Genomic DNA, 26,692 nt, shown 5'->3' with positions numbered 1-26,692 from the left:
GGCAGGCCAGGCTCATCACTGCTCTGCCCGGTGCCTCCTCCTTTCTACTGTCTGACAAGGTCAGAGGTCTTGACAAATCCTCACGGTCCTACCATAGTTTCACCAGAGCGAGATAAAACTGCTCACGGAAGATAAGGCTCTCTCATAATCCACCAGCAGAGAGACTCTGTCAGGCGCGTAGCGTAGTGGTGCGGTCCAGTTCTCACTACGTGGCGCATAAATCGAAGGAAGAGGCAAGGGAGGATAGGCACACAGCCGCTATGGAAGCTCACCAACTATCTTTTGGAGAGTCGTCAGCACCCAATTGCGTCGAGCACTTCGACAGCCAGCAACGGATTGTCGTTCATCAGGGCGAGGCCCTGGACTTTCTGAAGACGCTGCCCTCAGAAAGCATCGCCCTGGTCATTACCTCCCCACCCTACAACCTGGGGAAGGAATATGAAAGGCGCAAGGATGTTCTGTCGTATCTGCAAGAGCAAGAGGCTGTCATCGATGAGGTCATCCGCGTCACCAGTCCCAAGGGTAGTATCTGTTGGCAAGTCGGAAACTTTGTTGAAGATGGCGAGGTATTTCCTCTAGATATCTTCTATTATGATATTTTTAAGAAAAAAGGACTAAAGCTAAGGAATAGAATCATATGGCGCTACAGTCATGGTATGCACATGTCTCGCCGTTTTTCAGGGCGCTACGAAACAATTCTGTGGTTTACCAGAGGGGACGGCTACACATTTCATCTGGACCCTGTGCGCGTTCCGGCAAAGTATCCCGGCAAGAGGCATTACAAGGGACCACATAAAGGGGAGCCATCGGGAAACCCTCTCGGGAAAAATCCCTCGGATTTCTGGGAGGTGGTAGCCCACGATTGGGAAGAGGAGGTCTGGTATATTCCCAACGTGAAAGCAGCGCACCCCGAAAAGACGATCCACCCCTGTCAGTACCCTGTCGAGCTGGCAGAGCGCTGTGTGCTGGCGCTCACCAACGAAGATGAGTGGGTACTTGACCCTTACTGTGGCGCTGGCTCGTCGCTCATTGCGGGGATCAAGCACGGTCGGCGCGTGGCAGGCTGCGATAAGGAAGAGGTCTACATCAACATCACACGCGAGCGCATCAGGGCTTTTTTTGAGGGACGCCTGCCGCTCAGGCCGCTAGGGCGTCAGCTCTATCAGCCGACCGGCAAGGTCGCCCGCGTTCCCATAGAATGGGAGCAGGGAGCCGTCCCCCACGCCTATGGAAGCGCTAGGCCAGAGATCACATAAGTGCTCGGCCATCCCTTCCTTTCTCGATGCGTGGCACCGATTTGCTTACCGCATCCTGCTCTATGGCAATAACCCAGAGTATTCCTATGTTCACAAAAGTACCAAGAGCTTCCCAGAGAGGGAAGTAGGGGGTTATTTCTTCAAAATTACCAATACGGTCAGTTAGATAGCGGTACATGATCCGCGAGGGTAGGATGAGCACACCTCCAATCAAAGTGCCCTTCAGCATGGCCAACGCCATCTTGTTGAGCGATCGATGAGACGATGATATATTTCCCGTCTCCCATTCCAGAGCGAACTGCTTTCCATCTACCAGATAGACTGCATCAACCTTGCCGATTCCTGGGAGACCTAGGTCATACTCTAGCAGCCAGCCCTGCTCGCGAAGATAGAGCATACAGGCATCCTTAATAGGCTTGACTCCATTGCCTTCTCCTCGCCGCTTTCCCAGCTCATCGTAGAGTACAAAAGCGCCTGAGCCCGGAGGCCACTGGATTGAGGCAATGGCCTGAAGCACGTCGCTGCGAATGCGCTGCCAGCTTGGTAGAGATGAAAAACCGCCCTTGTCTATGAGGATCTTCGATTTCACGATTTTCATAGCACTCTTATGGACGAAGCTACTGAGCACATATCAAAACTAGGCCGTTGCTGATGCATGATGCGACCCCCCTTGACATCCTTTCAACCTTGTAGTATCATGAAAACGCCGACGCGGGGTGGAGCAGCGGTAGCTCGTTGGGCTCATAACCCAAAGGTCGCAGGTTCGAATCCTGCCCCCGCAATCTCGTCAGCGTTTTTTCTTGCATCCTGTCTGCCAGCAGTGAACAGGCAGCACAGGCTCGCTGACAGGCTCGTCCGCATATTGCCTTGGCAACTGTTCCGTTTTGATCACTCGCCAACGACGCGGGGTGGAGCAGCGGTAGCTCGTTGGGCTCATAACCCAAAGGTCGCAGGTTCGAATCCTGCCCCCGCAATTTCTTCTCTTGCCTCCGTTAAGGCACGCTCTAGTGACAACGTGTACTTCGCCTCACTCGTCTCTGCGAGTGAGGCTTTTTCTCGCCCATCTCCTGGCCCTCTCCCTGACCCTCGCTCTCGCGCGGCTTCTCCCAAAGATGGCCTTCTCCCTCTTGACAGGATGTGGTAAGATAAGAGTCGAAATCACTAGCAAGGCAGCACTGCCAGCCGGAGCCGCAACCTCCGGCAAGGTGCTGGCTCCCCCCAGGAGCACCCTTTCTCAACAGCAGCGCTGCCCCTAGCCAGTCCGTTCGATGGCGGCGTAGCTCAGTCGGTAGAGCAGGGGACTCATAAGCCCTGGGTCGTAGGTTCGAGTCCTACCGCCGCTACCAGGTAGCGCCGAAGATAGAGGCGTTCGTGGCAGACCAACACAATAGGTAGACCGATCGGAAGAAGATAGGCCTCTCGTGGTCTATCTTTTCTTTTTGTGTAATGGCTTGGGGAACAAACGTGTAGCGAGGGGAATAATATTGACTCACAGCGGTTTCCAGCAGCCGATCGCCCGCGGCTGCCCGCACAGCCAGTCAGAGAGCCATCCTCGCGAGAGGGAGCAGCCTCACTCATATCCACAGCGACAGCGCTCCCCTGCAACTCTGCTGCCTCAGCTACAGGGGAGGCCATCCACCAGCGCTCGCCTTAGTTAGAAACAGCTACCTTGACGCCCCGTTGCCACGCCAACACCGGGTTCGCGCGAAGAAAGAAGGCTGTTTTCCCTCCCAGTCTCTTACCTCTGCTCTCTACTGGAATAGCTCCGTCACCGAGCGGTTCTCATGGATACGGCTGATCGCTCCAGCGAAGAGTTCCGCCACCGACAGAATCGTCATATTGGGTAAGCGCTTCTCTTCCGGCAGAGGAATGGTGTCCGTCACCACGATCTCCTTGATCTCGGCCTCGCGCAGCCGCTCGATCGCCGGACCCGAGAAGACGCCATGTGAGGCACAGCAATAGACCTCACGCGCTCCATGCTCACGCACGACCCGCACCGCCTGCGTGATTGAGCTGGCCGTGTCGATCTCCTCATCGACAATCAGGGCGTGGCGTCCCTCCACATTGCCGATCACGTTCTTGGCCTCTGTCACCCCGTCATTGCCTAAACGGCGCTTCTCGACAATAGCCAGCGGAGCATTCAGGCGGTCGGCAAGTTGACGTGCTTTCTTGGCAAATCCTTCATCGGCAGAGACAACGGTAAAGTTCTCTAGCCCCTTATCCCGGAAATAGCGCGCCTGCAGAGTCTGAGCCGTCAGCTCATCCACCGGAATATTGAAGAAGCCCTGAATCTGACCAGCATGCAGGTCCATTGTTAACACACGATGGGCCCCGGCTACCGTGATGCAGTCAGCCAGCAGTCTGGCCGTGATGGGGACTCGCGGCTGATCCTTCTTGTCGGTGCGACCATAGGCATAGTAGGGAATGACCGCCGTGATGCGCTGCGCCGAGGCTCGCTTGAGGGCGTCGATCATGATCAGCAGCTCCATGATCGAGCGATTGACCGGCGAGCTGAAAGGCTGGATGACGAAAACGTCGTTTCCTCGAACGTTTTCGTTAATCTTAACAAAAATGTTTTCGTTGCTAAACTGGAAGACTTCGGCCTTTCCCAGCTCGATCCCCAGGTGACGGCAGATGGCAGCAGCCAGCACGGGATTGGCGTTACCTGTGAAAACACTGAGCTTGTTCATAGCACCTCCGGCCTGCCTGCGCCCAGTATAGCACAAGGCTGTCTCCATGTAAACTATGGATGACTTAAAAAGAACCCACTCAGATTTTAGCGAGAAATAATGGCGCTACGTGCTTGGAGAAAGCAAGTTGGCAGGATAAGACCAGACAACAGCCGGAGTAAAGCGGGCTTAGCCGCCCCTCGCTCAGACAACGGCGCCCAATCCTGGCCAGGGCTGGAGCGATGGAGAGGCCAGGCCCAGTACCAGACCACATAAGAGATCATAGCCTGAACTGGCCCCCAGGGCAAGCACAGCCTGCGCTCGCGCAAACAGACGCTCCTCATGTTCCTCAGCCAGACTTTCCAGCAACTCAAGCAGTGGTAGAGCAAAGCAGCCGCGCGCAGCCCACGAGAGCCAGGTGCGACTCAGCAGATGGGTCCGCGGTCCAGCCACCGCCACCAGTTGCGCGCAGGTCTCGAGGAAGGTTGCTTCAGCACCACGGAGCCACCAGCCAGCGGCCAGCCAGCCGGTCAGCAGATCATCGCCCGAGGGAGTAAGGCCCGGCCCGCGTCCGGCCAGCAGCTCAGCCAGTGCCTGCGGCTCCTCTGGCAGCCAGCGCTCCCCGTTGAGCGCTGCGCTCATGGCCTCCAGTAAGGGGTGACCCTCCTTCTGGCGCACCCGCAGCAGTTCAGGGGCCAGCAGCATCCTGCGCAGGCGCTCACGGTTCCGCTCCAACACCATCGGGTCAAGCCGCGGCGGGCGCCTGAGCTGTGTCCTCCAGCGTGGGCAACTGCTCAGGTCAACTGACCAATGAAGATCTTCTATATATAGACGCCAGGCCCCCAGCAGCACCGGCATACCGGGCCGCAGGGCGCTGAATGGAAAGGCTCCTCGTGCGGCTCCCAGACGAATACCATTCGGCACAGCTGGGCCATCTTGTGCATTCAGCGACAGGATGAACTCAGGCGGGAAGAGCAGATTAGCTGCTGCTGAGAAAACGCTGTGCACCTCTCCACGCTGCACCACGCCGGCGATGGTCTCCGCAATCGCCTCGCTATAACCCAGCGCCGGGCAGATGAAAGCTACCAGAGGACCAGGGGCCAGGCCCGTCATTACTCAGCTGTCTCCTTCGGGGTCGAGATCAGCAGGCGCAGGAAACTGGTAATGGCCAGGAAAATCAGGGCGTAGACGGCCATAGCGATCAAAGTCGGCCACTCAAAGGCCCAATTATGCAGCGATGGGGTTTTGACAATGCCATTGAAGGGCAGCAGAATAATCCCGGTCAGAGCGTAGAGCAGGCCAGCAAAGGCATTGCTGGGGTCAGCAGCAATGAGGCGGAAGATAAAGCGGAGCAGCAAAGCTACCTCCAACACCGCCAGAAACCACCAGAGAAAGTCCTTAAACTTACCAATCGCAAAGACCAGCGTGCGAGCTTCGCTCTCCCGATTGACCATCTCTAGCTCAGCCATCGGCGGCGGAGGCGCCGCTGGAGCTGGCATCGGCTCGTACGGCGGCGGAGGCGCCTGCTTCGGCTGCAGCTCCTCCATCGGAGGTAATGCGCCTGGTGGCGGCACTCTGCCAGGTTCGACGCTGGTCGGATCGCTGTAAAATGGGTCCCCGTGCATAGCACCTCTCCTCTGTTCATCAACTGTCCACAGGAGCGAATAAAGCAGAGAGTCTCACCTGCAAGGATTATAACATACTATGTCCTACTGTGAACTATTGCGTTTGAGTAAAACGACCCCCTCGGCACGCGCAATCAGACGAAACTGCCCGGAAGCCGTCAAGCGATTGAGAATCTCGATCGTACTGGCACGATCCTCGGGGAAGACCGCGTTGAGATCAACAATGATGTAGTCAACCGTATACTGCTTACCATCAATTGTACCGGTAAATGATGGAAAGACTGCTAAACGCTGCCTTTCACTTAAATGAGGATTTAAATTATCTCCTGCAGAAACAGAGGCATCGGGTGGGATCATCGCCAGAAGCTGCTCTATGTGCTGCTCACGCGGCCCCGGCTCGTGATCAGCCCAGAAGCTATTGAGGACTGGCGCCTCAGCGACATAATTGACGCCTATGAGCAGCAATATCCATAGCATGGCGTACCACTGCAAACGCGTCAGGTTGATCTGCCGGGCCAGAGGTATCATACGCGCACAGAAGCGCTGCCAGTGCCTGCTCCACCAGGCCGGCTGGAGCAGGCGCAGCGCCAGCTTCCGCAGACGCAGGTACCAGTTTCGTCCCCAGGCTTGCAGCACCTGACCGCGCTCTGTCGACAAGAAGCGCGCCAACCAGGCTGGCCAGACGTGTTTCCCGGCTGCTGCGCTCTCTCCCTCAGATGTTCCACTTTGCCCGTCTCGCACCGCTTCCTGTCTCCGCTCCGGCACCATCAGCTCCAGTGGAGGCAGCGGCTCCCCGCGCCACCTTGCCCAGAGAGCCAGAAAGCGTCGCAGGCCGATGATCCCCGCCATCACCGCAAAAGGAATGATCGAGGCATTATAGTGGTAGACGCCGCTGTAGAGGGCCGGATCGGTATTCAGCACATTGACCGCCAGACTTGGCAAGGTCGGAATCAGCCATTCGGGAGCGAGCAGAGCGAGAAAGCCCGTGTTCCTGATCAGGCTGGCCAGATAGTAGAAGCGCTCCACTGTCAAAAAGGTGGTGAAGAGCAGCCAGGGATGCAGCAGTAAATTAACTATAGCGGCGCCGGGAGAGCTGCCCAGCGTCTCGTAGCGGTACCAGAAGTTGTTGGCCTGCTGACCTGGGAAAAAGTGGGGAATGATCACCCCAAAAGCCAGAGCCGACCAGAGGAAGCCGCCGATGAAGAGCGCCAGGCCCAGGCGCGGCAGGCGATAGCGCCAGATCATCAAGAGGCCCAGCAAGCCGACCGCCAGCGGCACATCCTCCTTACAGGAAGCCGCCAGAAAACAACAGAGTACCAGCAGCACGTAGCGGCGATAGGTGAGAGCCAGCAAAGCATAGAGGAGCAAGGGCGTGGCCAGGCTAACGGCATGAAAATCGAAGATGTTGAGGCCCAGCAAGGCCGGCGCGAGCAGATAGGCTACCACAAAGAGGGCGGCCAACAAGGGCCAGCGCGGCAGATAGTAGCGGGCCAGCAGAAAGACGGGGAAGGCCCCCAGCGCCAGCACCAGCGTCTGAAATACAAGCAGGGTGCGTGGATCGGAGCGAATCAGATAGAGGAGAGCGAGCAGCAACAGGATGGGTTCAAAATGCACCCCCAGGCGTGTAGGGGGACCATACCAATCGATCGCCTGGTTCGTGAACTGGAAAGGCCGGCCATGCAAGGTGTTCCAGATGGCCTGATCGTAGTTACCAAGGTCGAAGGCCGTCGCCTTGAACGTATCATAGCGGAGCACGGCCTGATGACTCATCTCCAGGAAATAGATCACTGTTGCCAGCACAACCAGGCCCCAGGCTAGCCATGTTTGGACCCGCAGATTGAATAGCTTCATAGCTCCTCTGCGCTACTCTTTTTTTCTCTTCATGCCTTCTCCCCGGCGCCCTGCCACCTCACCTCGCTATCTCCCACGCCCGGCTCCGTTCCCCCTTCCTCTATCGGCCCTCTTATATATAAATGACATTCTGCCAGATACCGATGCCTACCAGGACGATAAAGGACCAGACAATGACATACTCCGGCCACGTGCCTGTGCGGAAGCGCCACTTCGGATTAGGTGGGAAGCCAAAGCGCTTCGGGTTGGGCCAGAGTAAGGGCACACCGCCTTCGGTAAGGGCATCACAGAGAATATGGACGACGCAGCCGAAGAGCACGGCGAAGAAGATCATATGGGTCGCATTCATGAGGCTGGCCGGTGCACTCAGACCGCGCATCGCGAGCAAGTAGAGCACCAGTTGCTGAGCCCCCAGCGCGAGCAGGGAGCCGAGCAGCAGACCAAGCAGACTGTGAAAAAGGGTACGATGGCCTGCTATGTGCTGGATCTCACGGCTGATCCAGCCGAACTTGCGCCCAAGTGTGCTATGAGCGTTATCGATATCCGGCAGCAACGCGCCAAAGCCCACAGCCACATAGTAGATTGCCTTAGCTACGACGAGCTTGAGCGGGACACTGGGAGCCAGGGTAATCGGGGGTCCACTCAGGTGAACCAGGCTGTCCAGAACAACACCTGCCGTGAGGCCAATAAGAAGATGTGACCTGCCTACCATAACAGCGTTTTCTCCATCCGCAGCAAAGATTGAGCTTCGTCCTTGAGCGAAGGTTTCACGCGGCTATTGTAGGGGGTCTTCAGTGACTGCGCAAGAGGATTTCCACGCAGAATCAGCATCCCAGGGCGATGGCGCTGGCCCGCTCCCCAGAGAAAAGACCAGCTTCTTTTGTCTCCCTCCTGCTCGCTCGCACCTGGCCATCTCTCCGCTGAGACCGAGGTTGGTCAAAAAGCTATAAGCAAGTGAGCGCCAGACCAGCGCAAGAGGCGTCTGGCTCCAGCCTGAACCTTCATGAACTGACCAGTCAGTTTATTGCCGAGATTGAAAACTCAATCGGGAGGAAGAGCAACCTTAATCAGGCCGTCCTCAACACGCACAGGATAGAGCACCAGGTCCTGACGGGCAGGACCACGCAGGACTTTGCCCGTGCGAAGGTCGAACTGTGCGCCGTGGACGGGGCAGGTGAGCACGCCGTCCTGCAGCTCTCCCTCGTAAAGACGCCCACCAACGTGGGTACATTCACCATTACAGGCATAGACCACACCATCGATCTTAGCCAGACAGATCAGCTCACCATCGACCTCTACTCCCAGCAGCTCCCCTTCTCCCAGCTCATCCCAGCGTGCAACGGCGAGAAACTCACTCATGGCAGCTTCATTTCCCCTCGCGAGCTTTGATTTGCTTATAACCCGTTGTAGCCACTGTAGCCCACTGTAGCGCTTGCCCGGACGCAGAACGCCGTCGCTGGCCTGTGACAAGCCAGCAGACGGACATTCCACAGCGCTCGCTCAGCCTTCAGACCGTTCAGATGCCGCGTCCCTGGACAGGGATAATGGCCCCAGTGACGCCATCGCTGGCGGCAGTAGCCAGAAAGATGGCCACCTCAGCAATCTCACGCGGACTGACCCATCTGGTGCGCAGCTCCTCGGGCGAGGGATGCAGCTCGTCGAGATTGGACTGCGTCGCAATCAGACCCGGGGCAATCGCGTTTACATAGATCCCGACCGCCTTGCCTGCCTGAGCAAAAGTACGGGTCAGGGCATCCACCCCAGCCTTGGCACAGTTGTAGGCCAACGTCTGCGCCCCCGCATTCTGAATGCTGTAGGCCCGACTAAAGTTGATAATCTTGCCACCGCCCTGGGCCAGCATCACCGGCCAAACCGCGCGCGTGCAGAGAAAGGCCGTGCGTAGATTATTATTCAGCTCCTTCTCCCAGTCCTGCAGCGAATACTCGTGAGGGGGACCATACTTCGTCAGCCCGCCAGCCAGATTGACCAGCACATCGATGCGGCCCTGCCAGGCCACTGCCTCCTCAACCAGGCGCTGCGCCCCCTGCTCGCTGGTCAGATCGACAGCCACCCCCTTGACCCTGGCGCCTCGCGTCTGCAGCTCGGCAACCCGGGCCGCTACGCGTTCCGCGCTGCGCGAGGTGATCACCAGCGTCGCCCCCTCCTCAGCAAAAAAGCCGGCCAGGGCGAAGCCCATCTGGCCCGGATGACTCACGCCGGTAATCACCGCAACTTTTCCTTCCAGGCGCATCGTTCAGGCAGCTCCTTTCCGTCACTACATGCATCCGCGGCACCGCCTCGCCAGGCTTCATCAATCAGACTCACAGCTCATCATCGTGCTCATCGGCATGCTCCGGGCGCTCCAGGCCAGCCAGGACCAGGCTTTTATGGAGAACACGCAGCCCTAAGAAGGCACACTTCATGCGCGCAGGACTGATCGGAATACCCAGCGCCTCCAGGATGTCATCTTTGCCCAGACGCACCACTTCCTGGACACTCTTGCCCTGCACCATCTCTGTCAGCATCGAAGTGGCCGCCTGGCTGATCGCGCAGCCCCGGCCCTGAAAGCGCACCGCCGTAACATGATCGCCTTCCACCAGGAGATCCATGCTCACCTGATCGCCACAGAGCGGATTGGAATCCTCCACGTGCACCGTTGGATTCTCCAGCCGCCCATAGTTGCGCGGATCACGGTAATGGTCCAGAATATACTCGCGATAATCCATCGACATAGCGCTGCCTCCCAGGTAAGGAATCAACCAGGCGGCAAGATAGCCTGGAGAGACCTGCCACAGCCCCCTCCCTCATCTTTTGGCTTCTGCCTCTCTCTCCCCCCTGTCTACCTCACCGCACCCGGTTCCCGTGCTTCACGGCCCGGCGCAGGCGCGGCCAGCCAGTCAGCGCAGCAGCGACAGTTTTGCCGGCAGTCAAGCAGGCAGCGTAAAGCGGCCAGGCACGGGATTATTATAGTATAGACCTAGACTTGAAAAATCTCCAGCGCCCGCCGCAGTCCCTGTACCAGCACATCGATCTCCTCCGGCAGCGTATAGACATAGAAGCTGGCGCGGGCCGTGGCCACCAGGCCCAGATGCTCCATCAGAGGCTGTGCGCAATGATGGCCAGCACGAATCGCTACCCCGAACTCCTGATCGAGAATGGAGGCCAGATCGTGGGGATGGATATCAGCCAGCGAGAAAGAAACCACGCCGCCGCGCAGCTCCTCCGTGAGCGGCCCATAGATCTGCAGCTGAGGAACCGTCTGCAAGCGCTCCAGGGCATAGGCCGTTATCGAGCGCTCATGCTGGCGGACCCAATCCATACCGAGCGCGCTCAAATAATCGACAGCCGCCCCCAGACCAACAGCCTCAGCGATGGCCGGCGTTCCCGCCTCAAACTTCCAGGGCAGATCGTTCCAGGTCGAGGAGCGCAGACTGACACTACGGATCATATCACCGCCGCCGAGAAAAGGCGGCATGGCCTCTAGCAGCTCGCGCTTGCCGTAGAGCACGCCGATCCCTGTCGGACCCAGCATCTTATGGCCACTGAAGCAAACAAAATCAGCATCCAGCTCCTGGACATCCAGCGGCAAATGAGGCGCGCTCTGAGCGGCATCGACCAGGGCCACAGCCCCCGCAGCGTGGGCCTGAGCGATCATCTCCTTCACGGGATTAATCGTCCCCAGGACATTGGACATTTGAGTAAAAGCCACCAGCTTCGGCCCTTGCTCCAGCAGCCGGGCGTAGACATCCAGCTGCAGCAGCCCCTCGGGCGTCAACGGCACAAACTCCAGCCGCGCTCCACTGCGCTGAGCCAGCAGCTGCCAGGGGACCAGATTGCTGTGATGCTCCATCGTTGTCAGCACGATCAGGTCGCCGGCCTTGACGTTCGCCCAACCCCAGCTATAGGCCACCAGATTAATGCTCTCGGTCGTATTGCGCGTAAAAATGACCTGCTTGCTCTGGCGCGCGTTGATAAAGCGCGCCACCTTCGTCCGCGCGCGCTCCAGGGCCTCGGTGGCCTCCTCGCTGATCTCATAGACGCCACGGTGCACATTGGCATGAGAGCTGCGATAGTAGGCATTCATGGCCTCAATGACCGCCAGCGGCTTCTGCGAACTGGCCGCACTATCCAGATAGACCAGCGGCTTGCCATGAACCTGCCGCGACAGGATTGGGAAATCGCCTCGGATCTCCTCCACACTGCGCGGCTCGCGGCGCACCTCAACAACGTCCTGCATGGTATTCCCTGATCTCTTTCTTTCAACAATTCGCTCGTCGGATGGGACTGCATCTCCCGTAGAGTATCAGGCAGACAAGCAGGGAGGAAGGAAGAGCGATAGCCAGCCCAGATCCTCCCTCGCGTCCCCCGGCGAGCGCAACAGCAGCCAACAGCCAGCCAGAAAGCAAAGAAAGAGAGGAGGAGCCGCGAGCGAGCAAGGCTCGCATCCTCCGTCCCTGGCCAGACGGGGGCAGTAGGCACCACTCCCCGGGCCTACTCTGGCAGCAGACGGATCTCCTCCTCTTCCGAAGGACGATCAAAGCTCACCGCGCCCTCATCGACGCCTTCGATCTCCCAGCGCTCCTGAGCCTCGATCCAGTCGGCTTCCGACTCATGGCCGCCCCGCATGCGGCGCACAATATTACGGCGCAGGCGCGTGCGCAGACTATCGAGCGTAATACGCTGCAGGACCGGCTCAAAGAAGCCCTGGACAATGATCCGCTCGGCCTCGTCCCTGGGAAGGCCCCGAGCCATCAAGTAGAAGAGCTGCTCCTCATCAACCTGGCCGGTCGTTGCACCGTGGCTCGCGCTCACCTCGTTGGCGCCGATCTCCAGACCAGGAATGGCCTCCGCACGGCAATGCTTGCTCAGCAGCAGATTATGCTCCGACAGGAAGGAAGCCGTCTGCTGAGCTCCTGGCTGCACGCGGATCATCCCATCGAACTCCACGCGCGACTCATCGGCCAGCGCCCCATGCACCAGGGTCTCAGCGTTCGTCGACAGGCCCACGTGATTCGAGAGGCTCTTAATCACAAAGCGCTGATCCTGGTCGCTGAAGAAGACACCCACCAGCTCGGTGGCGCTGCCATTACCGATCAGATTCGAGCCGATATTGGAGAACGTCAGGCGGCTGCCAAGATCGGCCATTACCCACGAGACGCTGCTATCGGCCTCGTGGATCGAATTCTTATGCATCACACTCCAGACATTGCGCCCCAGGTCCTGGAGGCTGGTGTACTCGATGCGCGCCCCATTCTTTGTAAAGACCTCGACCACTGCGCTTAGCAGAGAAGGCTGCTCGCCCTCGAAAGCCGAGGCATATTCCTCCACATAGCGAGCGCTGCTCAGCTCATCAGCGATAATCAAGGTGTGGGCGAAGGCCGCCGCCGCCGGGGCATCGAGCCAGATCTGAGCCAGGATCGGCTCCTCGATCTCCACGCCACTGGGAATGTAGAGAAAGATGCCACCACTCCAGAAGGCCGCGTGGAGAGCCGTATACTTATCGGTGGCCAAGGGCACAGCCTGAGTCATAAAGTAGCGCTGCACCAGATCGCCGTGCTCGCGCACCGCCGTATCAAGGTCGGTGAGAATCACGCCGCGGCTCCTCAGCTCCTCGGACAACTCGACACGCACCACCGAGCTATTGCGCTGCAGCACCAGGCCCGAACGCTCCGAGGCGCCGACGAGAGCATCACGCAGCCCCTCCTCGATGGGAGCCGGCAGCGCCCCATTGCCATCGGCAGGCAGATAGGGATACAGCTCCTGAAAATGGAAGCGCGCCAATCGCTGCAGCGTCCCCAGGTCGCCACGCCGTCCCAGGGGAGCTGGCGTCTGCTCATAAATTTCCCAAGCTTGCAGCCGCTTCTGCAGCATCCACTCAGGCTCACCCTTGCGACGCGAGAGCGCGATCACCGCCTCACGAGAAAAGCCGGTTGTCGCCAGAGCCTCAGTCATTGACAGCCACCTCGCTCCCCTCGGGACGGAGCCACTCGTAACCCTTCTCCTCCAGCTCCAGGGCCAGCTCCTTGCCGCCGGAACGCACAATACGACCGTCGAACATTACATGCACGAAATCAGGCACAATGTAATTGAGGATGCGCTGATAGTGCGTAATTACCAGCAGGCCCAGCTTGGGACCGCGGAGGGCATTGACGCTATCGGAGACGATCTTAAGGGCGTCGATATCGAGGCCCGAGTCGGTCTCATCCATCATGGCGATCTCCGGCTCCAGCAGGGCCATCTGCAGGATCTCTGCACGCTTCTTCTCGCCGCCGGAGAAGCCATCGTTGATCGAGCGGTTGATGAAGCTGTTATCGACCTTCAGCAGCTTCATCTTTTCGCGCAGCAGATTGCGGAACTCAGAGGGAGGGATCGTCTTGCGCGGGGCGGGTCTGCCGCTGGGGTTCTCCTCGCCAACGGGCCGGGGTCCCTCGCGTACAGCCTCCAGCGCGCGGCGCAGGAAGTTGGCCACACTCACCCCTGGGATTGCCATCGGATATTGGAACGCCAGGAAGAGGCCCATGCGAGCACGACGATCCGGCGAATATTCGAGAATATTCTCCCCCTTAAACCAGATTTCGCCGTCGGTGACCTCGTACTTGGGGTTGCCCATAATGACGTTGGCGAGCGTACTCTTGCCGGAGCCATTGGGGCCCATCAGGGCATGAACCTCGCCCTGACGCACCACCAGGTCGACGCCGCGCAAAATGGGTTTGCCCTCGATGCTGGCGTGAAGATTCTTAATGACCAATTCTGAAGCCATTAGCGAAAACCATCCTCCTTGGAAGAGCTTGAGATACGATTACACTACCTCAGCCTGACAGCCATCGCTTCCCGTCCTCTGCAAGGCTGCACAGGTAGGACCGGAGCAGAGCCGCAAACAGAGGCGGAGCGAGCTGGTTAGTTAGGTCGTTGACAGGCTGGCTGCCTGGGTGTTGTACCAAGCTGAGCAGGGAGGCAAAGAGCTGTTCGCTCATCAGCCTGTCAGTCTGTCTGCCTGTCTATGTCACTGTATCTAAAACTGGGAGTCTGCCGCGGCCCTTGAATCGAGCCGAGTTTTCAGCTCTCCTCGCGGTCATCTTGCGACCACTTTAGCCAACCAACGCCAACCCACCCAACCCTCGCCCCATCGGCAGGCCCCACCGGCCTCTCCCCGGCCCACCAGCCCCAGCCGCCTCGGCTCAGCTCAGCTCAGCTCAGCTCACAGCGCCGAAGACGGAGCCACACGGATGTCCGAGATGGAGATAAAGTGCGTTGGAGCGTTCTGCGTCTCCTGCTCGGAGGCGCCCACCAAATCGGCGAGAGTCATCGAATCCAGCGTCTGAGCAACCGCATCGCGTACCCTGGCCCAGAGGAACTTCGTCTTGCAGGAGTCAAGCAGACTGCAGATCTGCGTCATCTCTCCCTCGGTCGCACAGATCATGGGTGCAATCGGCCCTTCCAGGACCCGCACAATCTCCCCCATCGTGATCTCCTCCGGCGGGCGACTCAGCCGATAACCGCCATGCGCCCCGCGTGTGCTGATCACCAGCGGCGGCTCAGACTCACGCAGAAGCTTCACCAGCTGCTCCAGGTACGCCAGAGACAACTGCTCGGCCTGGGCAATATCGGTCAATGACCGCGGGCGCGAGCTGTAGTAGTGGCGAGCCAGATCAACCATGAGGCGTACACCATACTCGCCTTTTGTGGAGACTCTCAAAATCATGGCTCGCTCCTTTCTCGCCCCGTGGGGAATGCTGATTCCTCGCTTTCATCGCTCCTACGCAGGTTACTCTTAATCCGACCTGCTCACTAGGATATATTCTAGCACTTCCGGCGGGAGAGCGTCAACCTCGCTCTGTGGCGGCTCGCCGCCGCCAGGCTGCTCCGCCATAGTGCTACACGGTACGACCAGCCTGGAAGCCACCAGAACTGGCCTCAGAGACCGACCGATCATTCCATTGGCATGATATCAATCCTATCTTCAAAGAAGAGCGAAAAACGGCTACTATAGAGGGAGAGCTGTAATGCGATTGAGAGGACTCCACAGCAAGGGGAGTAGACAGTGAACAGCAAGGAGCTAGATGATGGAAGAAGAAGGGAAGCTCATTAAGAAGAGCCTCTGGCTCTTTGAATACAACCGGGGAGACTCCGCCCTTTACCTCCAGCAATTTTATGCCATCGATGAGAACGACGTGCGCCGCCAGATCGAGGAGTTCATCCGCCGCGCCGACTTCCCGGTCTATTGGGAGCGGCTGCGCCACGTGCCCGGCGGCTTTACTATCGGCTATTCCTCCCTCAAGGGAACCATCTACGAGCGACCCGACGGGAGCCTGATAGAGGAGGCCGAGGAGAAAGCCCAGTCTCAGCCGCCTGAAGCAGCGGTCAAGGCTCCCGCACCTGGCGAGAGCACGCCAGAGACAGCCAGCAACCCTTCCAGCGAGGCCGCGCCCGGCTAACAGCTCAGCAACCTCGCCCTTTTCTCTCGTCTACCCTATTGCCAAGCCAAGACCGCCTGTGCTATACTATGCAATGACAAGAGGCATGCGAGAACGCCTGCGCCCGCAGGCCGCTCGTCAAGAGCCACAGACGTAGCGACTGCCTGCAACGCAACGTTTTCGCCCGGCCTCACCACCAGCTCAGGCTGGGCTGGTGATGTTCTCGTAGGATGTTCGTTTCGCCTCATCGATTGCGCAGAAGGGGAATAACCGAGCAGGGCAAACGAGCGAGACCGGCGAAGAACTTGCACGAGTCGGTTTAGCGGGGTGTAGCGCAGTGGCTAGCGCGCAGCGTTCGGGACGCTGAGGTCGGAGGTTCGAGTCCTCTCACCCCGACCAAGTTGGCACTTTCTCTTCCTGGAGCTCATCTCTCGTTGGTTTGTTACCTGGCCGGCCCAACAGCCGGCTAGCTCAACGGTCGGCTGAGGTTAGGTCAGGCTCGACTACCGGTCCGATCCGCTGGAGCATGGAGCATTCGATTACGGTGCAGCACCGCTTGCGCAAAGCAGAAGGTATGATGGATAGAGTCTCGTCTTCTCGCACCCTCTATCCACTTCTCAGCAGCTCACTGGCGGTTCACCAGCTCCTCAGCGCTCAGATCGGTGGTCTGTCCAACCCCTGCCTGATCGTGCAATGTCAACGCCCGTCTCCCTGGCCAATCGGTGAGCAACGCAGGCGGCGATGAGAAGCTGACGAGAGGTGAGGCCCCGGCCTCTCTCCTCCTCTAGCCCCGGTTCGGCTTCCTCCTCGCTGTCTGCCCGGTGGTTCAGCTCTGACAGAGAGGAAGGAAAGCCATTCATGCCTGTCCTAGTTCTGAACTCTTCCTTTCAGCCTCTCTCGGTCATCTCAGAGCGTCGTCTGGTCGTCCTGCTGTCGAAGAAAAAGGTGACTTTCCTGGACGACGAGGTTCGCAAGGCGATTGAGGAGAATATTCAGGCCCGCCGCCTCGACCACGAGCGGCCCGTGATCGTGCAATTGCTCGCCAACGTCCGTGTTCCGCGCGTCGCCCTCCAGCCCACGCGCGCCAATATCTTCCTGCGCGACGAGGAAACCTGTCAGTACTGCGGCAAGCGGACCCGCGAGCTGACGCTCGACCATGTGATCCCGCGCTCGCGTGGCGGCAAGAGCACCTGGGAAAACCTGGTGACTTCTTGCAAAGCCTGCAATAGTAAGAAGGGCAATCGCCTCCTTAAAGAGGCCAATATGCGTCTGATCCGCCAGCCTCGTCCGCTAACGCAGGAGTACGCCGGCGTCTTTCTGCTGCGTTACCCGAAGCTCCGTCAGGCTTACGAGGAGTTCTTGATGAGTACGCAGTCGCGCTCGGCCTGAGCCGGGCAAGCTACCGGGCCACCGGGCCACCGACCCTGCGCTACGACAGGCACGCCAGCCAGCGATAGCTAGCTATCGCTGGGCCAGGGTCAGCCGGGCTACGGCTGCCGCGACACGCTGAGTGGAACGCGCTTCTCTCTGCGTGCGTATATCTTATATGCCACGGGTTGGCTGGGTTGTGCGCAGAGAGGAGCGCCGCAGGTAGAGGCCGGGGTCGGTCGCGCAGCAGCTAACTCTGTGAGCAGATGAGAAGGTTCATTGGTCTATGCTTGAACAGCAAGCGGTGAGCGAGGCTGCAACGCCCGGCGCTGCGCCTCTCTTCCTCTGCCTCCACGGGCACTTCTACCAGCCCCCGCGCGAGGACCCTTTCACTGGCGCTATTCCCGCCGAGGCCGAAGCCGCTCCCTTTGCCAATTTCAACGAGAAGATTACGGCGGAATGTTACCGCCCCAATGCCGAGGCCGGCAATTTCGAGCTGATCAGCTATGATATGGGGCCAACGCTGGCCTCCTGGCTGGCCGACCATCACCCTGGCGTTCATCAGACCATCATTGAGGCCGACCGGCAACACCGCCTGCGCTACGGCAGCGGCAACGCCCTGGCTCATCCCTACCATCATGTGATCCTCCCCCTGGCCAATAGTCGCGATAAGTATACGCAGATCATCTGGGGCCTGCAGGATTTCCGCCAGCGCTACGGTCGCGAGGCTGTAGGGATGTGGCTGCCGGAGACGGCGGTGGATATGGAGACGCTCGATCTGCTGGCGCGCTGTGGCGTCACCTTTACAGTGCTGGCTCCCTGGCAGGCCGCCACCCCGGTGGATGTGACGGAGCCGTATCTGGTGCGCCTGCCCGCCAATCGCAGCATGACGGTCTTCTTCTACCACGCTCCGCTCTCAGGAGCAGTCTCGTTCGACGGCAACGTGACGGTGAACGCCGACCACTTTGCTTCGACAATCTTGCCCGCTCATCTGGTGCCGGAAAAACTGGAGCGAGGTGAGCCGCAGCTGATTGTGATCGCCACCGACGGCGAGCTGTACGGCCACCATTGGATCTGGCGCGATAAGTTCCTGACTCGCCTGGTGCGCTATAGCGCTGAGGCGGCTGGTTTCCAGCTCTGCACGCTGGAGCACTATCTGCGCTTGCATCCACCGCGTCGTGAGGTGACGCTACGCACGCCAACATCCTGGAGCTGCTTTCACGGCGTCGATCGCTGGGCCCGCGGCTGCTCCTGTACCGAAGGACGCAGCGACTGGAAAGGGGCCTTGCGCCAGGCCCTGAACCGTCTAGCCACCCGCGGCGATCAACTCTTCGAACGCTTCGCCGCAGAGGTGCTACGCGACCCCTGGGCGGCCCGCAATGGCTATCTGGCTCTGCGCAATAGCTGGCGCTCGCCTGAAAGCTTCTGGGAGGAGTTCGCCAGACCCGTTGGTTCCACGGCGAAAGCCGCCCTCGCTGAGAAACGTCGGCGCGCCCTGCTGCTGTTGGAGGCCGAGTACTACCTGCTGTGCAGCTTCACCAGCTGCGCCTTTTTCTTTGAGGATCTGGACCGCATTGAGCCGCGCAATGCCCTGGCTTTCGCCCGACGGGCCATCAGCCTCTTCTGGCAGGCCCTGGGCGTTGATCTACAACGTGATTTTCTGCAGGACCTGCGCGCGGCCCGCAGCTGGCGTCGTCCCCTGAGTGGGGTAGATCTCTACCTGCACCTGCCACGGGTGCCTGCCGATCTGCTGCCTCCCCTGTCTACTCCCCAGGAGCTGGTACCGAACGGCGAAGGCGAGGATGTGGCCTGACTTCCCAGGCAGGCAGCCAGCTTGTCTGTCTGTCTGGCTGGCTGTCTGGCTGGCTGCCTGCCACCTCCCTCAGCTGATCATGCTCTCCGCCCCACCCGGCCAGGCACCAGCCCTCCTCCCGGTTCCACAAAGCGGGCGCTGCTCTGTTTGAGGGAGCAGCGCCCGTGTGCTTGTTGCGGCCACCATTACGGTCAGGCGATCAGTACGATCAGTAGATCACGATCACGGTGTTCCAGTCAGTGTGGCCATAGAGCCAGGCCATCTGATCCTCCTGGACGTTTACACAGCCGTGGCTGCCGTTTCCTGCAAAGCTCTCATCGCCTCCACTGTCATAGTGGGGGAACTGAGTGCCAGGCCCGAAGTCGACACGCCACCAGGCATCATGGACGAAGAACCCACCCCAGTGATAGAGAATGGCATAGTTGATATGGGTGGGAGGATAGTAGTAAGGGGAACCCGGAGGATCGCTCGACTTAAATTCCGTCGGCGATTCACGGTTCTGCGTCGGCCAGACGCCGGGCAGGGCCGGACGCTCGACCCGGCCTGTGGTGACCAGGAAGGCGTTGACCAGCTTACCGTGATCGTAGACGCGCATGGCCTGCTCGGTGAAGGAGACCATCAGTACCTGAGAGCTGCGCAGGTGATAGTGATCGAGGATTTGCAGGTCGGTCTGGTGGACCTTGTTGTATGGCGTGTGGTCGTTGTAGTTCTGCTCCATCATATGGAGATTGAACAGCTCGTTCTGCTCCTCATCGACTACCGCCTGGTAGTCCTCAGTGGTATAGGTCCAGCTCAGCTCTCGATTGAGCCAGTAGCCAATACCGTCAAGGGTATAGCCAGCATCGAGAATGTAATTGTTCCCATCAAATTTATCATGATAGAAATTGGCTTTGCCCCAGCTGCGAGCCTGGCGATCGATCTCATTCACCAGCCAGTAGGCTTCTCCGCGGACGAGATCGGGATACATGGCGGCCATGTCGGCGTCGATCTGACGCGAGACTGCCAGATACTGCTCCAGGGTCGTGGCCCGCTCCATCGCCGCCTTGTCAGCATTGTAGCGCTGCTGATAGCTACTGGCATCAACGCCATACTTCTTCAGATCGTCGAGCTGAGCCTTAAACGTATTCAGCTTGGCGCTGCCAACATAGGGTACGGCCTGAATAGAATTGACCACCGCTAGCTCGTATTGGGCATTGATCAGGTTCTGCAAATGCTGAAAATCCGTGGGCTTGACGGCCTGGTTGAAGGTCTGCACATCATCTTGATATTGGGCCTGCATGGCCGTTACATCGATGTTGGCCTTCTGGAGCTGCTTGATCGTACTCTGCAAGGCCGTCAGACGATCATGCGTCGCTTTCATCAGATCTAAAGCCTGGGTTTGGGTCTGGGCCTCATTACTGATAGCAGCATAATCCCGAGGATAGCGCGCAGTTGCCATCAGGCTCTGATCACGTTGATATTGCTGCGTAAAAAATTGCAGGTTGCCAAAACCATCGACGCGGCGCGCCGTCAAAGCATCTTGAAAATTCTGCATATCCTGCTGGGCCCGCGCCTGAAATTGTTCAGTAGTCGTATTAATGACTTGTTTAGTTTGTTCTTGCAAATGCTTGTATTGATTGGTCAAACGTGTATAGTAGGCGGTGACTGGCCGATCGTCGAATGGGGAAAACGGAGGGGAGCCACTGCTGAGAGTCGTCTCCTGCTTTTGGATCGGTTGCAGTAGCGTAGCAGGCACACCAATAGAGAGCGCATAGCGCAGCAGCTGATCGAGCTGATCCTTGCTCTGGCTGGCCTGCTGGCGGGCCTGGGAATCGCCGCCGCAGGCACTCATGAGCAGTAGGAGCAGCATCAGACTCAGCAAGAGCAGCGCAGCAGGCGCGGGCGGGCGCGCGCGGGGCTGAGGTCTGGCCGGCATGGGGATTACCTCCTCTTTTTCTGCTTGGCCTTTTGCTTTTTTCGTTCCTTACGGGCAGCCTTGCCGGTCTTCTTAGGCTCCCCGCTGTTCAACTGAGGCAGGCTCGGAGCGGCTGGCATACCGGGCAAGCTAGCCGCCAGGCCGCCCCCATCGCTGGCGTACTGGCGCAGCAAGCGGGCCCAGGGACCTTTGCCGCTGGCGAGTTGGCGCAGCATGGCGCGCGTCTCATTGAACTGGGTGAGGAGCTGATTGATCTCCTGCACGCTGGTGCCGCTGCCGCGTGCAATGCGCCGGCGTCGGCTGCCATTAATAATATCTGGATTGCGCCTCTCCTCGGGAGTCATCGAGAGAATGATCGCCTCGATATGCTTCAAAGGATCGCCCTCCAGGGCCTCATCCATCTCGGGCAGGGCGGCCAGCTTGTTAAAGCCAGGTAACATCTCCAGAATGGAGCGCAGCGGCCCCATGCGCTTGAGCTGGCGCATCGCCTTGAGGAAGTCCTCCAGATCAAACTGCCCCTGCTGCAGGCGGGCCTGCGTCTGGAGCGCCTCTTGCTGATCAATGGCTTCCTGCGCCCGCTCGATGAGGGTCAGGACATCGCCCATTCCCAGTATACGCGAGGCCAGACGGTCGGGATAAAACGGCTCCAGAGCATCCGTCTTTTCTCCGACGCCCAGAAACTTAACAGGCACCCCCGTGACCGCCCGGATCGAGAGCGCTGCGCCACCACGAGCATCGCCATCCATCTTGGTCAGAATCATCCCTGTCAGAGCCACGGCCTGGTTGAAGTCGCTGGCCACGCGTACCGCCTCCTGGCCAGTCATAGCGTCGGCGACGAGGAGCACCTCGCGCGGCTGCACGCGCTTGCGAATGGCGATGACCTCCTGCATCATCTGCTCGTCTATGTTGAGACGCCCGGCAGTATCCAGAATAACGACAGAGGCAGCCTGCTCGCGAGCGTAGTCAACAGCATGGACGCAGATATCGACCGGGTTGGCCCCCATCGGCTCGGCGTACACCGGAATCGAGAGCTGCTTGCCCAGCGTCTGGAGCTGGCGCACAGCCGCTGGCCGATACATGTCAGCGGCCACGAGTAGCGGACGCTGGCCCTCCTTGCGCAGATAGTTGGCCAGCTTCGCCGCCGTGGTAGTCTTGCCTGAGCCTTGCAACCCGACCAGCATGATGACATTGGGTGGCGGGCCACCCAGGTCCAGCCGGTTCTGACTCCCTTCGCCACCCAGCATGTCTATGAGTTCTTCATGCACGATCTGCAGCACTTGCTGAGCCGGCGAGAAGCTCCCCAAGACCTCGGCTCCAATGGCTTTGGCCCGCACGCGTTCGACAAACTGGCGCACAACGCGCAGGTTGACATCCGCTTCCAGCAGGGCCAGGCGCACCTCGCGCATGGCCTCGTTGACGTCGGCCTCGGTCAGTTTCCCCTTGCCACTCAGCCCGCTGAAGATACCTTCAAGGCGCTTTGAGAGACTTTCAAACATAGCCATAGGAACAGGTTCCTCTCTCCACCAATCGCGTAATCAGTCGCCCTATTATACCATCTTTCCCGGCTCTGTTTGCACTCGTTGTAAGGATACTCCCTTTTCTGTATAACTCTCCGACGAAAAGCGACCATTCCTATTACTATATAATCGATGAGCATCGCTTATGGTCTCATTAGAGAGAGGACTGGTATGCTTATGATAAAACGCTGGCAAAAAAGGATTTTTGCCAATATGCACTCTTCCCGGTGGCAATCGCAGTTGACAGTGGCGCGCTGTGATTATGTGGAGGCGGCTGTGGCGCGCCTTTATGGGGGACCAGCCCTTGGACAAGAGGAGATCCTGATTGTGGGCTGTGGTCAAGGCCAGCTCTGCGAGGAGCTGGCGCGGCGTGGGGCCATCATCCTGGGCCTCGACGATTCGCCACTGGTTCTGGAGCAGACGCAGCGCCACGCCCGGGAGAGAGTCCTGGGCCACGTGATCACCTATCTATCTGGGCAGGCTGAGGCCCTGCCCTTCGCCAGCGGCTCTTTCTCAATGGTAGTCTGTTTGCAGGAGCTGGCGCAAGTCAGGGATCTACGGGCAGCTATTGCCGAAATGGCACGCGTGCTGGCGCCAGGCGGCCTGCTGGTCTTTGAGGCCCTCAATGGCAGCTGGCCGTCTCGCCTGCTGTTGAGCTGGCTGGGGGAGCGCCTACCACTGGCCCTCGGATTGGAAGGCGCTGCCCGCCCTCGGAGCCTCATTCGTCCCCGCGAGCTGGCCTTCCTGCTGACCGCCTATGGCCTGCAACCAGCAGAGATCGCTGGCTTGCCCCCCGGCGGCCCCACCAACGGCGGCTTCCTCTGGAGTCTATGTCGCCTCACGAGGCTCCATTACCTCGGCTACGCGGTGCGCCTGCCTGCGTCGCAGCAAGGCAGCCCGCTCCGCTCAGAGCCTCGCAGGCGAGCAAGCCAGGGAAGTAAGAGGACAGGCTAAGTAGCAAGGCGCCGAGTTCACTCCTCTAACCAGGCGCGCTTCTCCTGCTCGCTCATATCACTGCGGGCAATAGCCTCGGCAAAGCTTTGCCTGACGGGTGTCTCCTGACGTTGTCGCCGAGCCGCCTCGCCAGTCTGCCGGCGATTGAGGGCCAGGGTTGGCTGACTATGGCGCAGCAGTTCGGCGAACTCTTGCGGACTAATGTCAAAGAAGCTGGCCAGCCGCTCAAGCTGGCGTGCGCTGAGACTGAGCAGATCGATCAGACCCTCCTCAAACTTTTTCCAGACATCGACGCCCAGGCGCAGGCCACGCGCCGCCTCAGTCAGACTGAGCCGACGTCGCTGGCGCAGCTCACGCAGCGTCTTAACGGCAGCAAGCGAGGTCGCCGAGGCTTCGGGCCGGGCCTGAGCACTGGCATCGCTGCTTTGGCTGAGGCCGAAGACGCGCGCCAGTGCACGCTGACGAGCGCGTTCCGTCAGGGGCAGCAGCTGGATTTCTTGAGGCGAGGCGAGCGCGCCATGTTCCTGTTCTAGCGCCGTAGCGTGGTAGGCGGCGATAAAGTCAATGAGAGCCTCCTGAGCCTCTGGATGCGCGCGCAAGAGTGCCATTTGAGCCTGCTTATCGCCGCGTTCCTCGGCGGCCAGCCAGGCCATCTTCAGCTGCTGGATTGTCTGGCTGTCGATGCTTGCCATGATTGACGCCTCCTCACCTTTGCTGGTTTTGCCCATGAGCGGTGGGCACATGCTGGGCTGGTTGTCGCTGATGCTGCTGACGCATCTGCGCTGCTTCCGACTCCTCTCGCTCGCGATCGAGGCAGGCGCGCAGATAAGCCCGGGCCTTCTCATAGCGTAGACGCACTGTGCGCTCGGTCCGCTGACAAAGCTGCGCGATATCGTCCCACTTCAACCCCTGGAAGACGCGCAGCACCATAATCTTGCGATCGAGCGGGTCCGAGAGATAGGTTAGAATGCGCCTGCTCTCTTCAAGAGCGTGCAGGCGCTCATAGGCATCCTGGGGATCAGCCACGTCGGCGCCGGGCGATCCTTCTTCCTCAGAGAAGCCTGTCTGGAGCGATTCCATTAAAGACCGCGGGATGTGCTGCGGCTGCCCCGCCGGGCGCCCCTCGCTGTCACGTCGGTAGTGCAGTCCCTCCTGACGGAGGACGCGCGTGAACTCGTCTGCGCAGAGACAGCGCAAATAGCGGGGGAAGTTCTGAACCATGAACACCTCCTGTGGATTGAGAGCTTCGCGCAGAAGATGCTCAAACATGTTGGCAATCGCTTCCTCGCGCAGATCGGGTCGATGACGTAAGCCCTGAGAGCGCCGCTGAAATTCTGGTGCGCAGCGCTCGACCAGCACCTCGCAGATGAGCTGGACACGCTCGCTGTCTCCCTGTGCATCACAAGCACGGATCGCCAGCACCAGCTCGGCCTCGCTAACCAGATAGCGGCCTTCCGGGGTCTTGCGCCGTAGTTGCTCCCTGAGCGTGGGGTCCTGCAGGTTGATCATGCCTATGCTCTCCCCTTGTCTTGTTTCAGCTGATCCGGTTTCCCCAGGCATGGCAGTAAGCGCGTCTCCTTAAGGGCGACTCGCTATTATCTCTTTCTTGCCGCGGCTGGCCGAAACGGAAAAGCCAGCCTGGCCTGCGCGCGCCTTCTCTCAGTGGGAAATGCTCCCGTCCCTCTGCTCTCGCCCGGCAGCATAGCAGAAAGATCCTCCTTAAGCAAGCTGACTGACAGCCTTGCCTCCCTGGCCAGCCGGGGCGGTCTGGTCTCCTCACCCCTGCTAACTAAATAGCTGAGCAAGACAGCGCGACAACGCTATGGACTAGGCGCCCGCTTTGCGTTATCATCTAGCTGGATGACCTGTCTCCTTTTCCTTAATACAGGTTTTCAGCTGTAGTGAGGACTGATCTCCAGCGTAGAGAGCGCACTCCGCTCATTATATCTTCCTACGCTGCTACGCTTTTTGAGGCCGTGAGCCAAGAGAAAGAAGGTGGTCAATAGAGATGGAGCTGGAAAAGGTAACGCCGTCACAAGTACCGACCGTCGCACCGAAGTATCCACAGTGGCCAACGTCGCGCCCCGGACCACAGGCCACGGAGCCGCCCCCGGGCTATCGTCCGGTTCCTGTGCGCAGCGACCAGGTCATTGAGCTGGCCGCTGGCGTCACATGGAGTGAAACGGGGATTCGCTTCCTGGAGCAGATGGGGCTGAGGGCCCAAGGACAGGACAGCCAGGAAGAGCTGCCTAAAGAGAAGGGCTGGCTCCGGCTGCGCAAGTCACGCCCCGATCTTCCCCGCTGAGTGGGGGGCCAGTCTCAGTCTGGTCCGGTCTGGAGCCTGCCGGACTCAGGGCCAGGCTGGGCAGGAACGAAACTGGCGCGTCGGGGCCGAACACATTCCACACGCCGCCATGCGCAGGTAGTCTGCTAGCGGCGGCGTTTCAGCAGTGCCAGGGCACGCTCAGCTGCCGGTTATTCCAGGAGAAGAGGAGTTTCCCCGAGGCTGGACAGGTCGCAGGGAGATAAATGATCACTTGTTGCTGTTGCCCTGGCTCAATGCTGCCATTGGCGGGGCTAAAGCGGGCGGCTACACCCTGGGACCAGGCTTGCCAGCGCACACTGCCCGCCGGCCCGCTAGCCATGAGGGTTGCTGTACAGCGATAACCGTTATCGGGAAGACAGTTGGCTGGGCTGAAACTCTGGGGAAAGAGGGCCAGCTCGATGGCCGCGCTACCCTGTCCAGGCTGTGCCCCCGCCAGCTTGCCGCTGGCAGTCGCTGGGAGAAGCGAGGCCGGAGAGAGACCCTCACGCGCCGCCAACACCCCTAAAAGATAGACCAGGAGGCTGACGCTTACCAGGAGCAAAAGCAAAGAGGCGATGAGCGTTCCTATCCAGAGTTTCTTGAAAGAGGGGCCGCCCGCCCTTTCTTGAGCGGCTCGCTGGCGCGGTCCTGGCCAGGGTTGGCCCCGGCGGCCTTGGGGCCAGCGCTGGGACTTCTGAGCGGTATGGGGCGGCTCCTGTGGCAGTACTGGTAGCGTCGGCGCGCTATAGAAAGCAGCCTGTGGCCCTGGGCCGCCCTGGGTAGGGCGCTCTAACGGAAGGGTATCTTCATTGTGATCGGCTGTTGCAGCGCCCAGCGATGCTACCACCAGTGCCTCCTGCCCCTGCCGTGGAGCAGCGACGGCCCGACGCTCCTGCGTGGCCTCAGCTGCAGCGACAGTTTCAACCGCCTCCATCTCAGCAGCGTCCACCTGTGGCCGCTGTCTATGAACCTTAGCGGCTGTCGAGGCAGTCCGAGAGAGAAGCG

Annotated in this window: 24 protein-coding genes and 4 tRNA genes; 10 read left to right on the top strand and 18 right to left on the bottom strand. The window is 59.6% G+C overall.

Annotated elements, in window-relative coordinates:
• Positions 1 to 260 precede the first annotated feature (260 nt).
• A complete protein-coding gene (locus A4R35_RS15050; RefSeq protein ID WP_112430734.1) occupies positions 261 to 1,256 on the top strand; it encodes a DNA-methyltransferase in 996 nt (331 codons plus the stop codon).
• Here A4R35_RS15050 and A4R35_RS15045 read toward each other — a convergent pair.
• Positions 1,249 to 1,854 carry a PDDEXK family nuclease gene (locus A4R35_RS15045; protein ID WP_112430732.1) on the bottom strand — a complete coding sequence of 202 codons (606 nt, stop codon included), beginning with the start codon at positions 1,852 to 1,854 and terminating at the stop codon, positions 1,249 to 1,251. The genes A4R35_RS15050 and A4R35_RS15045 overlap by 8 nt on opposite strands.
• A gap of 112 nt (positions 1,855 to 1,966) precedes the next feature.
• On the opposite strand from A4R35_RS15045, the gene A4R35_RS15040 reads away from it, so the two are divergent.
• From A4R35_RS15040 to A4R35_RS15030, 3 genes are all read left to right on the top strand, one after another.
• Positions 1,967 to 2,038 (top strand) — tRNA-Met (locus tag A4R35_RS15040).
• 120 nt (positions 2,039 to 2,158) lie between these two features.
• Positions 2,159 to 2,230, top strand: a tRNA-Met gene (locus A4R35_RS15035).
• 296 nt (positions 2,231 to 2,526) lie between these two features.
• Positions 2,527 to 2,602 (top strand) — tRNA-Met (locus tag A4R35_RS15030).
• A 405-nt stretch (positions 2,603 to 3,007) separates the two neighbouring features.
• Here the strand turns inward: A4R35_RS15030 and A4R35_RS15025 are convergent.
• The 12 genes from A4R35_RS15025 to A4R35_RS14970 all read right to left on the bottom strand — a co-directional run bounded on the left by A4R35_RS15025 (position 3,008) and on the right by A4R35_RS14970 (position 15,103).
• Positions 3,008 to 3,946 (bottom strand): ribose-phosphate diphosphokinase, encoded by a 939-nt coding sequence (locus tag A4R35_RS15025; protein ID WP_112430730.1) that lies wholly within the window; start codon positions 3,944 to 3,946, stop codon positions 3,008 to 3,010.
• A 183-nt stretch (positions 3,947 to 4,129) separates the two neighbouring features.
• On the bottom strand, positions 4,130 to 5,038 hold the full coding sequence (locus A4R35_RS15020) for a DUF2877 domain-containing protein (RefSeq protein WP_112430728.1): 909 nt from the start codon (positions 5,036 to 5,038) through the stop codon (positions 4,130 to 4,132).
• Positions 5,038 to 5,550 (bottom strand): YggT family protein, encoded by a 513-nt coding sequence (locus tag A4R35_RS15015; protein WP_112430726.1) that lies wholly within the window; start codon positions 5,548 to 5,550, stop codon positions 5,038 to 5,040. The genes A4R35_RS15020 and A4R35_RS15015 overlap by 1 nt, the downstream gene beginning before the upstream one ends.
• A gap of 84 nt (positions 5,551 to 5,634) precedes the next feature.
• Positions 5,635 to 7,401 (bottom strand): DUF2079 domain-containing protein, encoded by a 1,767-nt coding sequence (locus A4R35_RS15010; RefSeq protein WP_112430724.1) that lies wholly within the window; start codon positions 7,399 to 7,401, stop codon positions 5,635 to 5,637.
• Positions 7,402 to 7,513: 112 nt separating this feature from the next.
• Positions 7,514 to 8,113: a metal-dependent hydrolase gene (locus tag A4R35_RS15005; protein ID WP_112430722.1), complete on the bottom strand. Its 600-nt coding sequence runs from the start codon at positions 8,111 to 8,113 to the stop codon at positions 7,514 to 7,516.
• Between the two features lie 329 nt (positions 8,114 to 8,442).
• A complete protein-coding gene (locus tag A4R35_RS15000) occupies positions 8,443 to 8,760 on the bottom strand; it encodes a Rieske (2Fe-2S) protein (protein ID WP_112430720.1) in 318 nt (105 codons plus the stop codon).
• A gap of 157 nt (positions 8,761 to 8,917) precedes the next feature.
• Positions 8,918 to 9,652 carry an SDR family NAD(P)-dependent oxidoreductase gene (locus A4R35_RS14995; RefSeq protein WP_112430718.1) on the bottom strand — a complete coding sequence of 245 codons (735 nt, stop codon included), beginning with the start codon at positions 9,650 to 9,652 and terminating at the stop codon, positions 8,918 to 8,920.
• A 70-nt stretch (positions 9,653 to 9,722) separates the two neighbouring features.
• On the bottom strand, positions 9,723 to 10,133 hold the full coding sequence (sufU, locus tag A4R35_RS14990; protein WP_112430716.1) for a Fe-S cluster assembly sulfur transfer protein SufU: 411 nt from the start codon (positions 10,131 to 10,133) through the stop codon (positions 9,723 to 9,725).
• A gap of 245 nt (positions 10,134 to 10,378) precedes the next feature.
• Positions 10,379 to 11,638 carry a cysteine desulfurase gene (locus A4R35_RS14985; protein WP_112430714.1) on the bottom strand — a complete coding sequence of 420 codons (1,260 nt, stop codon included), beginning with the start codon at positions 11,636 to 11,638 and terminating at the stop codon, positions 10,379 to 10,381.
• 254 nt (positions 11,639 to 11,892) lie between these two features.
• Positions 11,893 to 13,353, bottom strand: a complete 1,461-nt coding sequence (sufD, locus tag A4R35_RS14980) for a Fe-S cluster assembly protein SufD (RefSeq protein ID WP_112430712.1) — start codon at positions 13,351 to 13,353, stop codon at positions 11,893 to 11,895.
• On the bottom strand, positions 13,346 to 14,161 hold the full coding sequence (gene sufC, locus A4R35_RS14975) for a Fe-S cluster assembly ATPase SufC (protein WP_112430710.1): 816 nt from the start codon (positions 14,159 to 14,161) through the stop codon (positions 13,346 to 13,348). The genes sufD and sufC overlap by 8 nt, the downstream gene beginning before the upstream one ends.
• Before the next feature lie 438 nt (positions 14,162 to 14,599).
• The gene (locus A4R35_RS14970) at positions 14,600 to 15,103 is read right to left on the bottom strand and encodes an RrF2 family transcriptional regulator (protein ID WP_399357555.1); all 504 of its coding nucleotides are present in this window, start codon (positions 15,101 to 15,103) and stop codon (positions 14,600 to 14,602) included.
• 358 nt (positions 15,104 to 15,461) lie between these two features.
• Between A4R35_RS14970 and A4R35_RS14965 the strand changes: the two genes are divergently transcribed.
• From A4R35_RS14965 to A4R35_RS14945, 4 genes are all read left to right on the top strand, one after another.
• Positions 15,462 to 15,836, top strand: a complete 375-nt coding sequence (locus A4R35_RS14965) for a hypothetical protein (protein ID WP_146747230.1) — start codon at positions 15,462 to 15,464, stop codon at positions 15,834 to 15,836.
• Between the two features lie 302 nt (positions 15,837 to 16,138).
• Positions 16,139 to 16,214, top strand: a tRNA-Pro gene (locus tag A4R35_RS14960).
• 459 nt (positions 16,215 to 16,673) lie between these two features.
• Positions 16,674 to 17,204, top strand: a complete 531-nt coding sequence (locus tag A4R35_RS14950) for an HNH endonuclease (protein WP_069803347.1) — start codon at positions 16,674 to 16,676, stop codon at positions 17,202 to 17,204.
• Between the two features lie 265 nt (positions 17,205 to 17,469).
• Positions 17,470 to 18,996: a DUF3536 domain-containing protein gene (locus A4R35_RS14945; protein ID WP_112430704.1), complete on the top strand. Its 1,527-nt coding sequence runs from the start codon at positions 17,470 to 17,472 to the stop codon at positions 18,994 to 18,996.
• Between the two features lie 208 nt (positions 18,997 to 19,204).
• Here the strand turns inward: A4R35_RS14945 and A4R35_RS14940 are convergent, their stop codons facing one another.
• The gene (locus tag A4R35_RS14940; RefSeq protein WP_112430702.1) at positions 19,205 to 20,911 is read right to left on the bottom strand and encodes a L,D-transpeptidase; all 1,707 of its coding nucleotides are present in this window, start codon (positions 20,909 to 20,911) and stop codon (positions 19,205 to 19,207) included.
• 5 nt (positions 20,912 to 20,916) lie between these two features.
• Entirely contained in the window at positions 20,917 to 22,407 is a 1,491-nt protein-coding gene (gene ffh, locus A4R35_RS14935; RefSeq protein ID WP_112434222.1) for a signal recognition particle protein, read from the bottom strand.
• Positions 22,408 to 22,641: 234 nt separating this feature from the next.
• On the opposite strand from ffh, the gene A4R35_RS14930 reads away from it, so the two are divergent.
• A complete protein-coding gene (locus tag A4R35_RS14930) occupies positions 22,642 to 23,382 on the top strand; it encodes a class I SAM-dependent methyltransferase (RefSeq protein WP_189361849.1) in 741 nt (246 codons plus the stop codon).
• A gap of 17 nt (positions 23,383 to 23,399) precedes the next feature.
• On the opposite strand, the gene A4R35_RS14925 is transcribed toward A4R35_RS14930, so the two are convergent.
• Positions 23,400 to 24,074: a helix-turn-helix domain-containing protein gene (locus A4R35_RS14925; RefSeq protein WP_189361847.1), complete on the bottom strand. Its 675-nt coding sequence runs from the start codon at positions 24,072 to 24,074 to the stop codon at positions 23,400 to 23,402.
• 13 nt (positions 24,075 to 24,087) lie between these two features.
• The gene (locus A4R35_RS14920) at positions 24,088 to 24,891 is read right to left on the bottom strand and encodes an RNA polymerase sigma factor (RefSeq protein ID WP_189361845.1); all 804 of its coding nucleotides are present in this window, start codon (positions 24,889 to 24,891) and stop codon (positions 24,088 to 24,090) included.
• Between the two features lie 499 nt (positions 24,892 to 25,390).
• Between A4R35_RS14920 and A4R35_RS14915 the strand changes: the two genes are divergently transcribed.
• Entirely contained in the window at positions 25,391 to 25,687 is a 297-nt protein-coding gene (locus A4R35_RS14915) for a hypothetical protein (RefSeq protein WP_112430694.1), read from the top strand.
• 139 nt (positions 25,688 to 25,826) lie between these two features.
• On the opposite strand, the gene A4R35_RS14910 is transcribed toward A4R35_RS14915, so the two are convergent.
• Complete coding sequence (locus A4R35_RS14910) at positions 25,827 to 26,621, bottom strand: hypothetical protein (RefSeq protein WP_112430692.1); 795 nt, start codon at positions 26,619 to 26,621, stop codon at positions 25,827 to 25,829.
• Between the last annotated feature and the right edge of the window lie 71 nt (positions 26,622 to 26,692).

Source organism: Thermogemmatispora tikiterensis (assembly GCF_003268475.1).
Lineage (GTDB): Bacteria > Chloroflexota > Ktedonobacteria > Ktedonobacterales > Ktedonobacteraceae > Thermogemmatispora > Thermogemmatispora tikiterensis.
This window is presented reverse-complemented; position numbering and strand designations above follow the sequence as displayed.

Excerpts from the sequence above, each read along its gene's own strand:
- A4R35_RS15050 (WP_112430734.1), top strand. The coding sequence starts at position 261 with ATGGAAGCTCACCAACTATCTTTTGGAGAGTCGTCAGCACCCAATTGC.
- A4R35_RS15045 (WP_112430732.1), bottom strand. The coding sequence starts at position 1,854 with ATGAAAATCGTGAAATCGAAGATCCTCATAGACAAGGGCGGTTTTTCA.
- A4R35_RS15025 (WP_112430730.1), bottom strand. The coding sequence starts at position 3,946 with ATGAACAAGCTCAGTGTTTTCACAGGTAACGCCAATCCCGTGCTGGCT.
- A4R35_RS15020 (WP_112430728.1), bottom strand. The coding sequence starts at position 5,038 with ATGACGGGCCTGGCCCCTGGTCCTCTGGTAGCTTTCATCTGCCCGGCG.
- A4R35_RS15015 (WP_112430726.1), bottom strand. The coding sequence starts at position 5,550 with ATGCACGGGGACCCATTTTACAGCGATCCGACCAGCGTCGAACCTGGC.
- A4R35_RS15010 (WP_112430724.1), bottom strand. The coding sequence starts at position 7,401 with ATGAAGCTATTCAATCTGCGGGTCCAAACATGGCTAGCCTGGGGCCTG.
- A4R35_RS15005 (WP_112430722.1), bottom strand. The coding sequence starts at position 8,113 with ATGGTAGGCAGGTCACATCTTCTTATTGGCCTCACGGCAGGTGTTGTT.
- A4R35_RS15000 (WP_112430720.1), bottom strand. The coding sequence starts at position 8,760 with ATGAGTGAGTTTCTCGCCGTTGCACGCTGGGATGAGCTGGGAGAAGGG.
- A4R35_RS14995 (WP_112430718.1), bottom strand. The coding sequence starts at position 9,652 with ATGCGCCTGGAAGGAAAAGTTGCGGTGATTACCGGCGTGAGTCATCCG.
- sufU (WP_112430716.1), bottom strand. The coding sequence starts at position 10,133 with ATGTCGATGGATTATCGCGAGTATATTCTGGACCATTACCGTGATCCG.
- A4R35_RS14985 (WP_112430714.1), bottom strand. The coding sequence starts at position 11,638 with ATGCAGGACGTTGTTGAGGTGCGCCGCGAGCCGCGCAGTGTGGAGGAG.
- sufD (WP_112430712.1), bottom strand. The coding sequence starts at position 13,353 with ATGACTGAGGCTCTGGCGACAACCGGCTTTTCTCGTGAGGCGGTGATC.
- sufC (WP_112430710.1), bottom strand. The coding sequence starts at position 14,161 with ATGGCTTCAGAATTGGTCATTAAGAATCTTCACGCCAGCATCGAGGGC.
- A4R35_RS14970 (WP_399357555.1), bottom strand. The coding sequence starts at position 15,103 with ATGATTTTGAGAGTCTCCACAAAAGGCGAGTATGGTGTACGCCTCATG.
- A4R35_RS14965 (WP_146747230.1), top strand. The coding sequence starts at position 15,462 with ATGATGGAAGAAGAAGGGAAGCTCATTAAGAAGAGCCTCTGGCTCTTT.
- A4R35_RS14950 (WP_069803347.1), top strand. The coding sequence starts at position 16,674 with ATGCCTGTCCTAGTTCTGAACTCTTCCTTTCAGCCTCTCTCGGTCATC.
- A4R35_RS14945 (WP_112430704.1), top strand. The coding sequence starts at position 17,470 with ATGCTTGAACAGCAAGCGGTGAGCGAGGCTGCAACGCCCGGCGCTGCG.
- A4R35_RS14940 (WP_112430702.1), bottom strand. The coding sequence starts at position 20,911 with ATGCCGGCCAGACCTCAGCCCCGCGCGCGCCCGCCCGCGCCTGCTGCG.
- ffh (WP_112434222.1), bottom strand. The coding sequence starts at position 22,407 with ATGTTTGAAAGTCTCTCAAAGCGCCTTGAAGGTATCTTCAGCGGGCTG.
- A4R35_RS14930 (WP_189361849.1), top strand. The coding sequence starts at position 22,642 with ATGCACTCTTCCCGGTGGCAATCGCAGTTGACAGTGGCGCGCTGTGAT.
- A4R35_RS14925 (WP_189361847.1), bottom strand. The coding sequence starts at position 24,074 with ATGGCAAGCATCGACAGCCAGACAATCCAGCAGCTGAAGATGGCCTGG.
- A4R35_RS14920 (WP_189361845.1), bottom strand. The coding sequence starts at position 24,891 with ATGATCAACCTGCAGGACCCCACGCTCAGGGAGCAACTACGGCGCAAG.
- A4R35_RS14915 (WP_112430694.1), top strand. The coding sequence starts at position 25,391 with ATGGAGCTGGAAAAGGTAACGCCGTCACAAGTACCGACCGTCGCACCG.
- A4R35_RS14910 (WP_112430692.1), bottom strand. The coding sequence starts at position 26,621 with ATGGAGGCGGTTGAAACTGTCGCTGCAGCTGAGGCCACGCAGGAGCGT.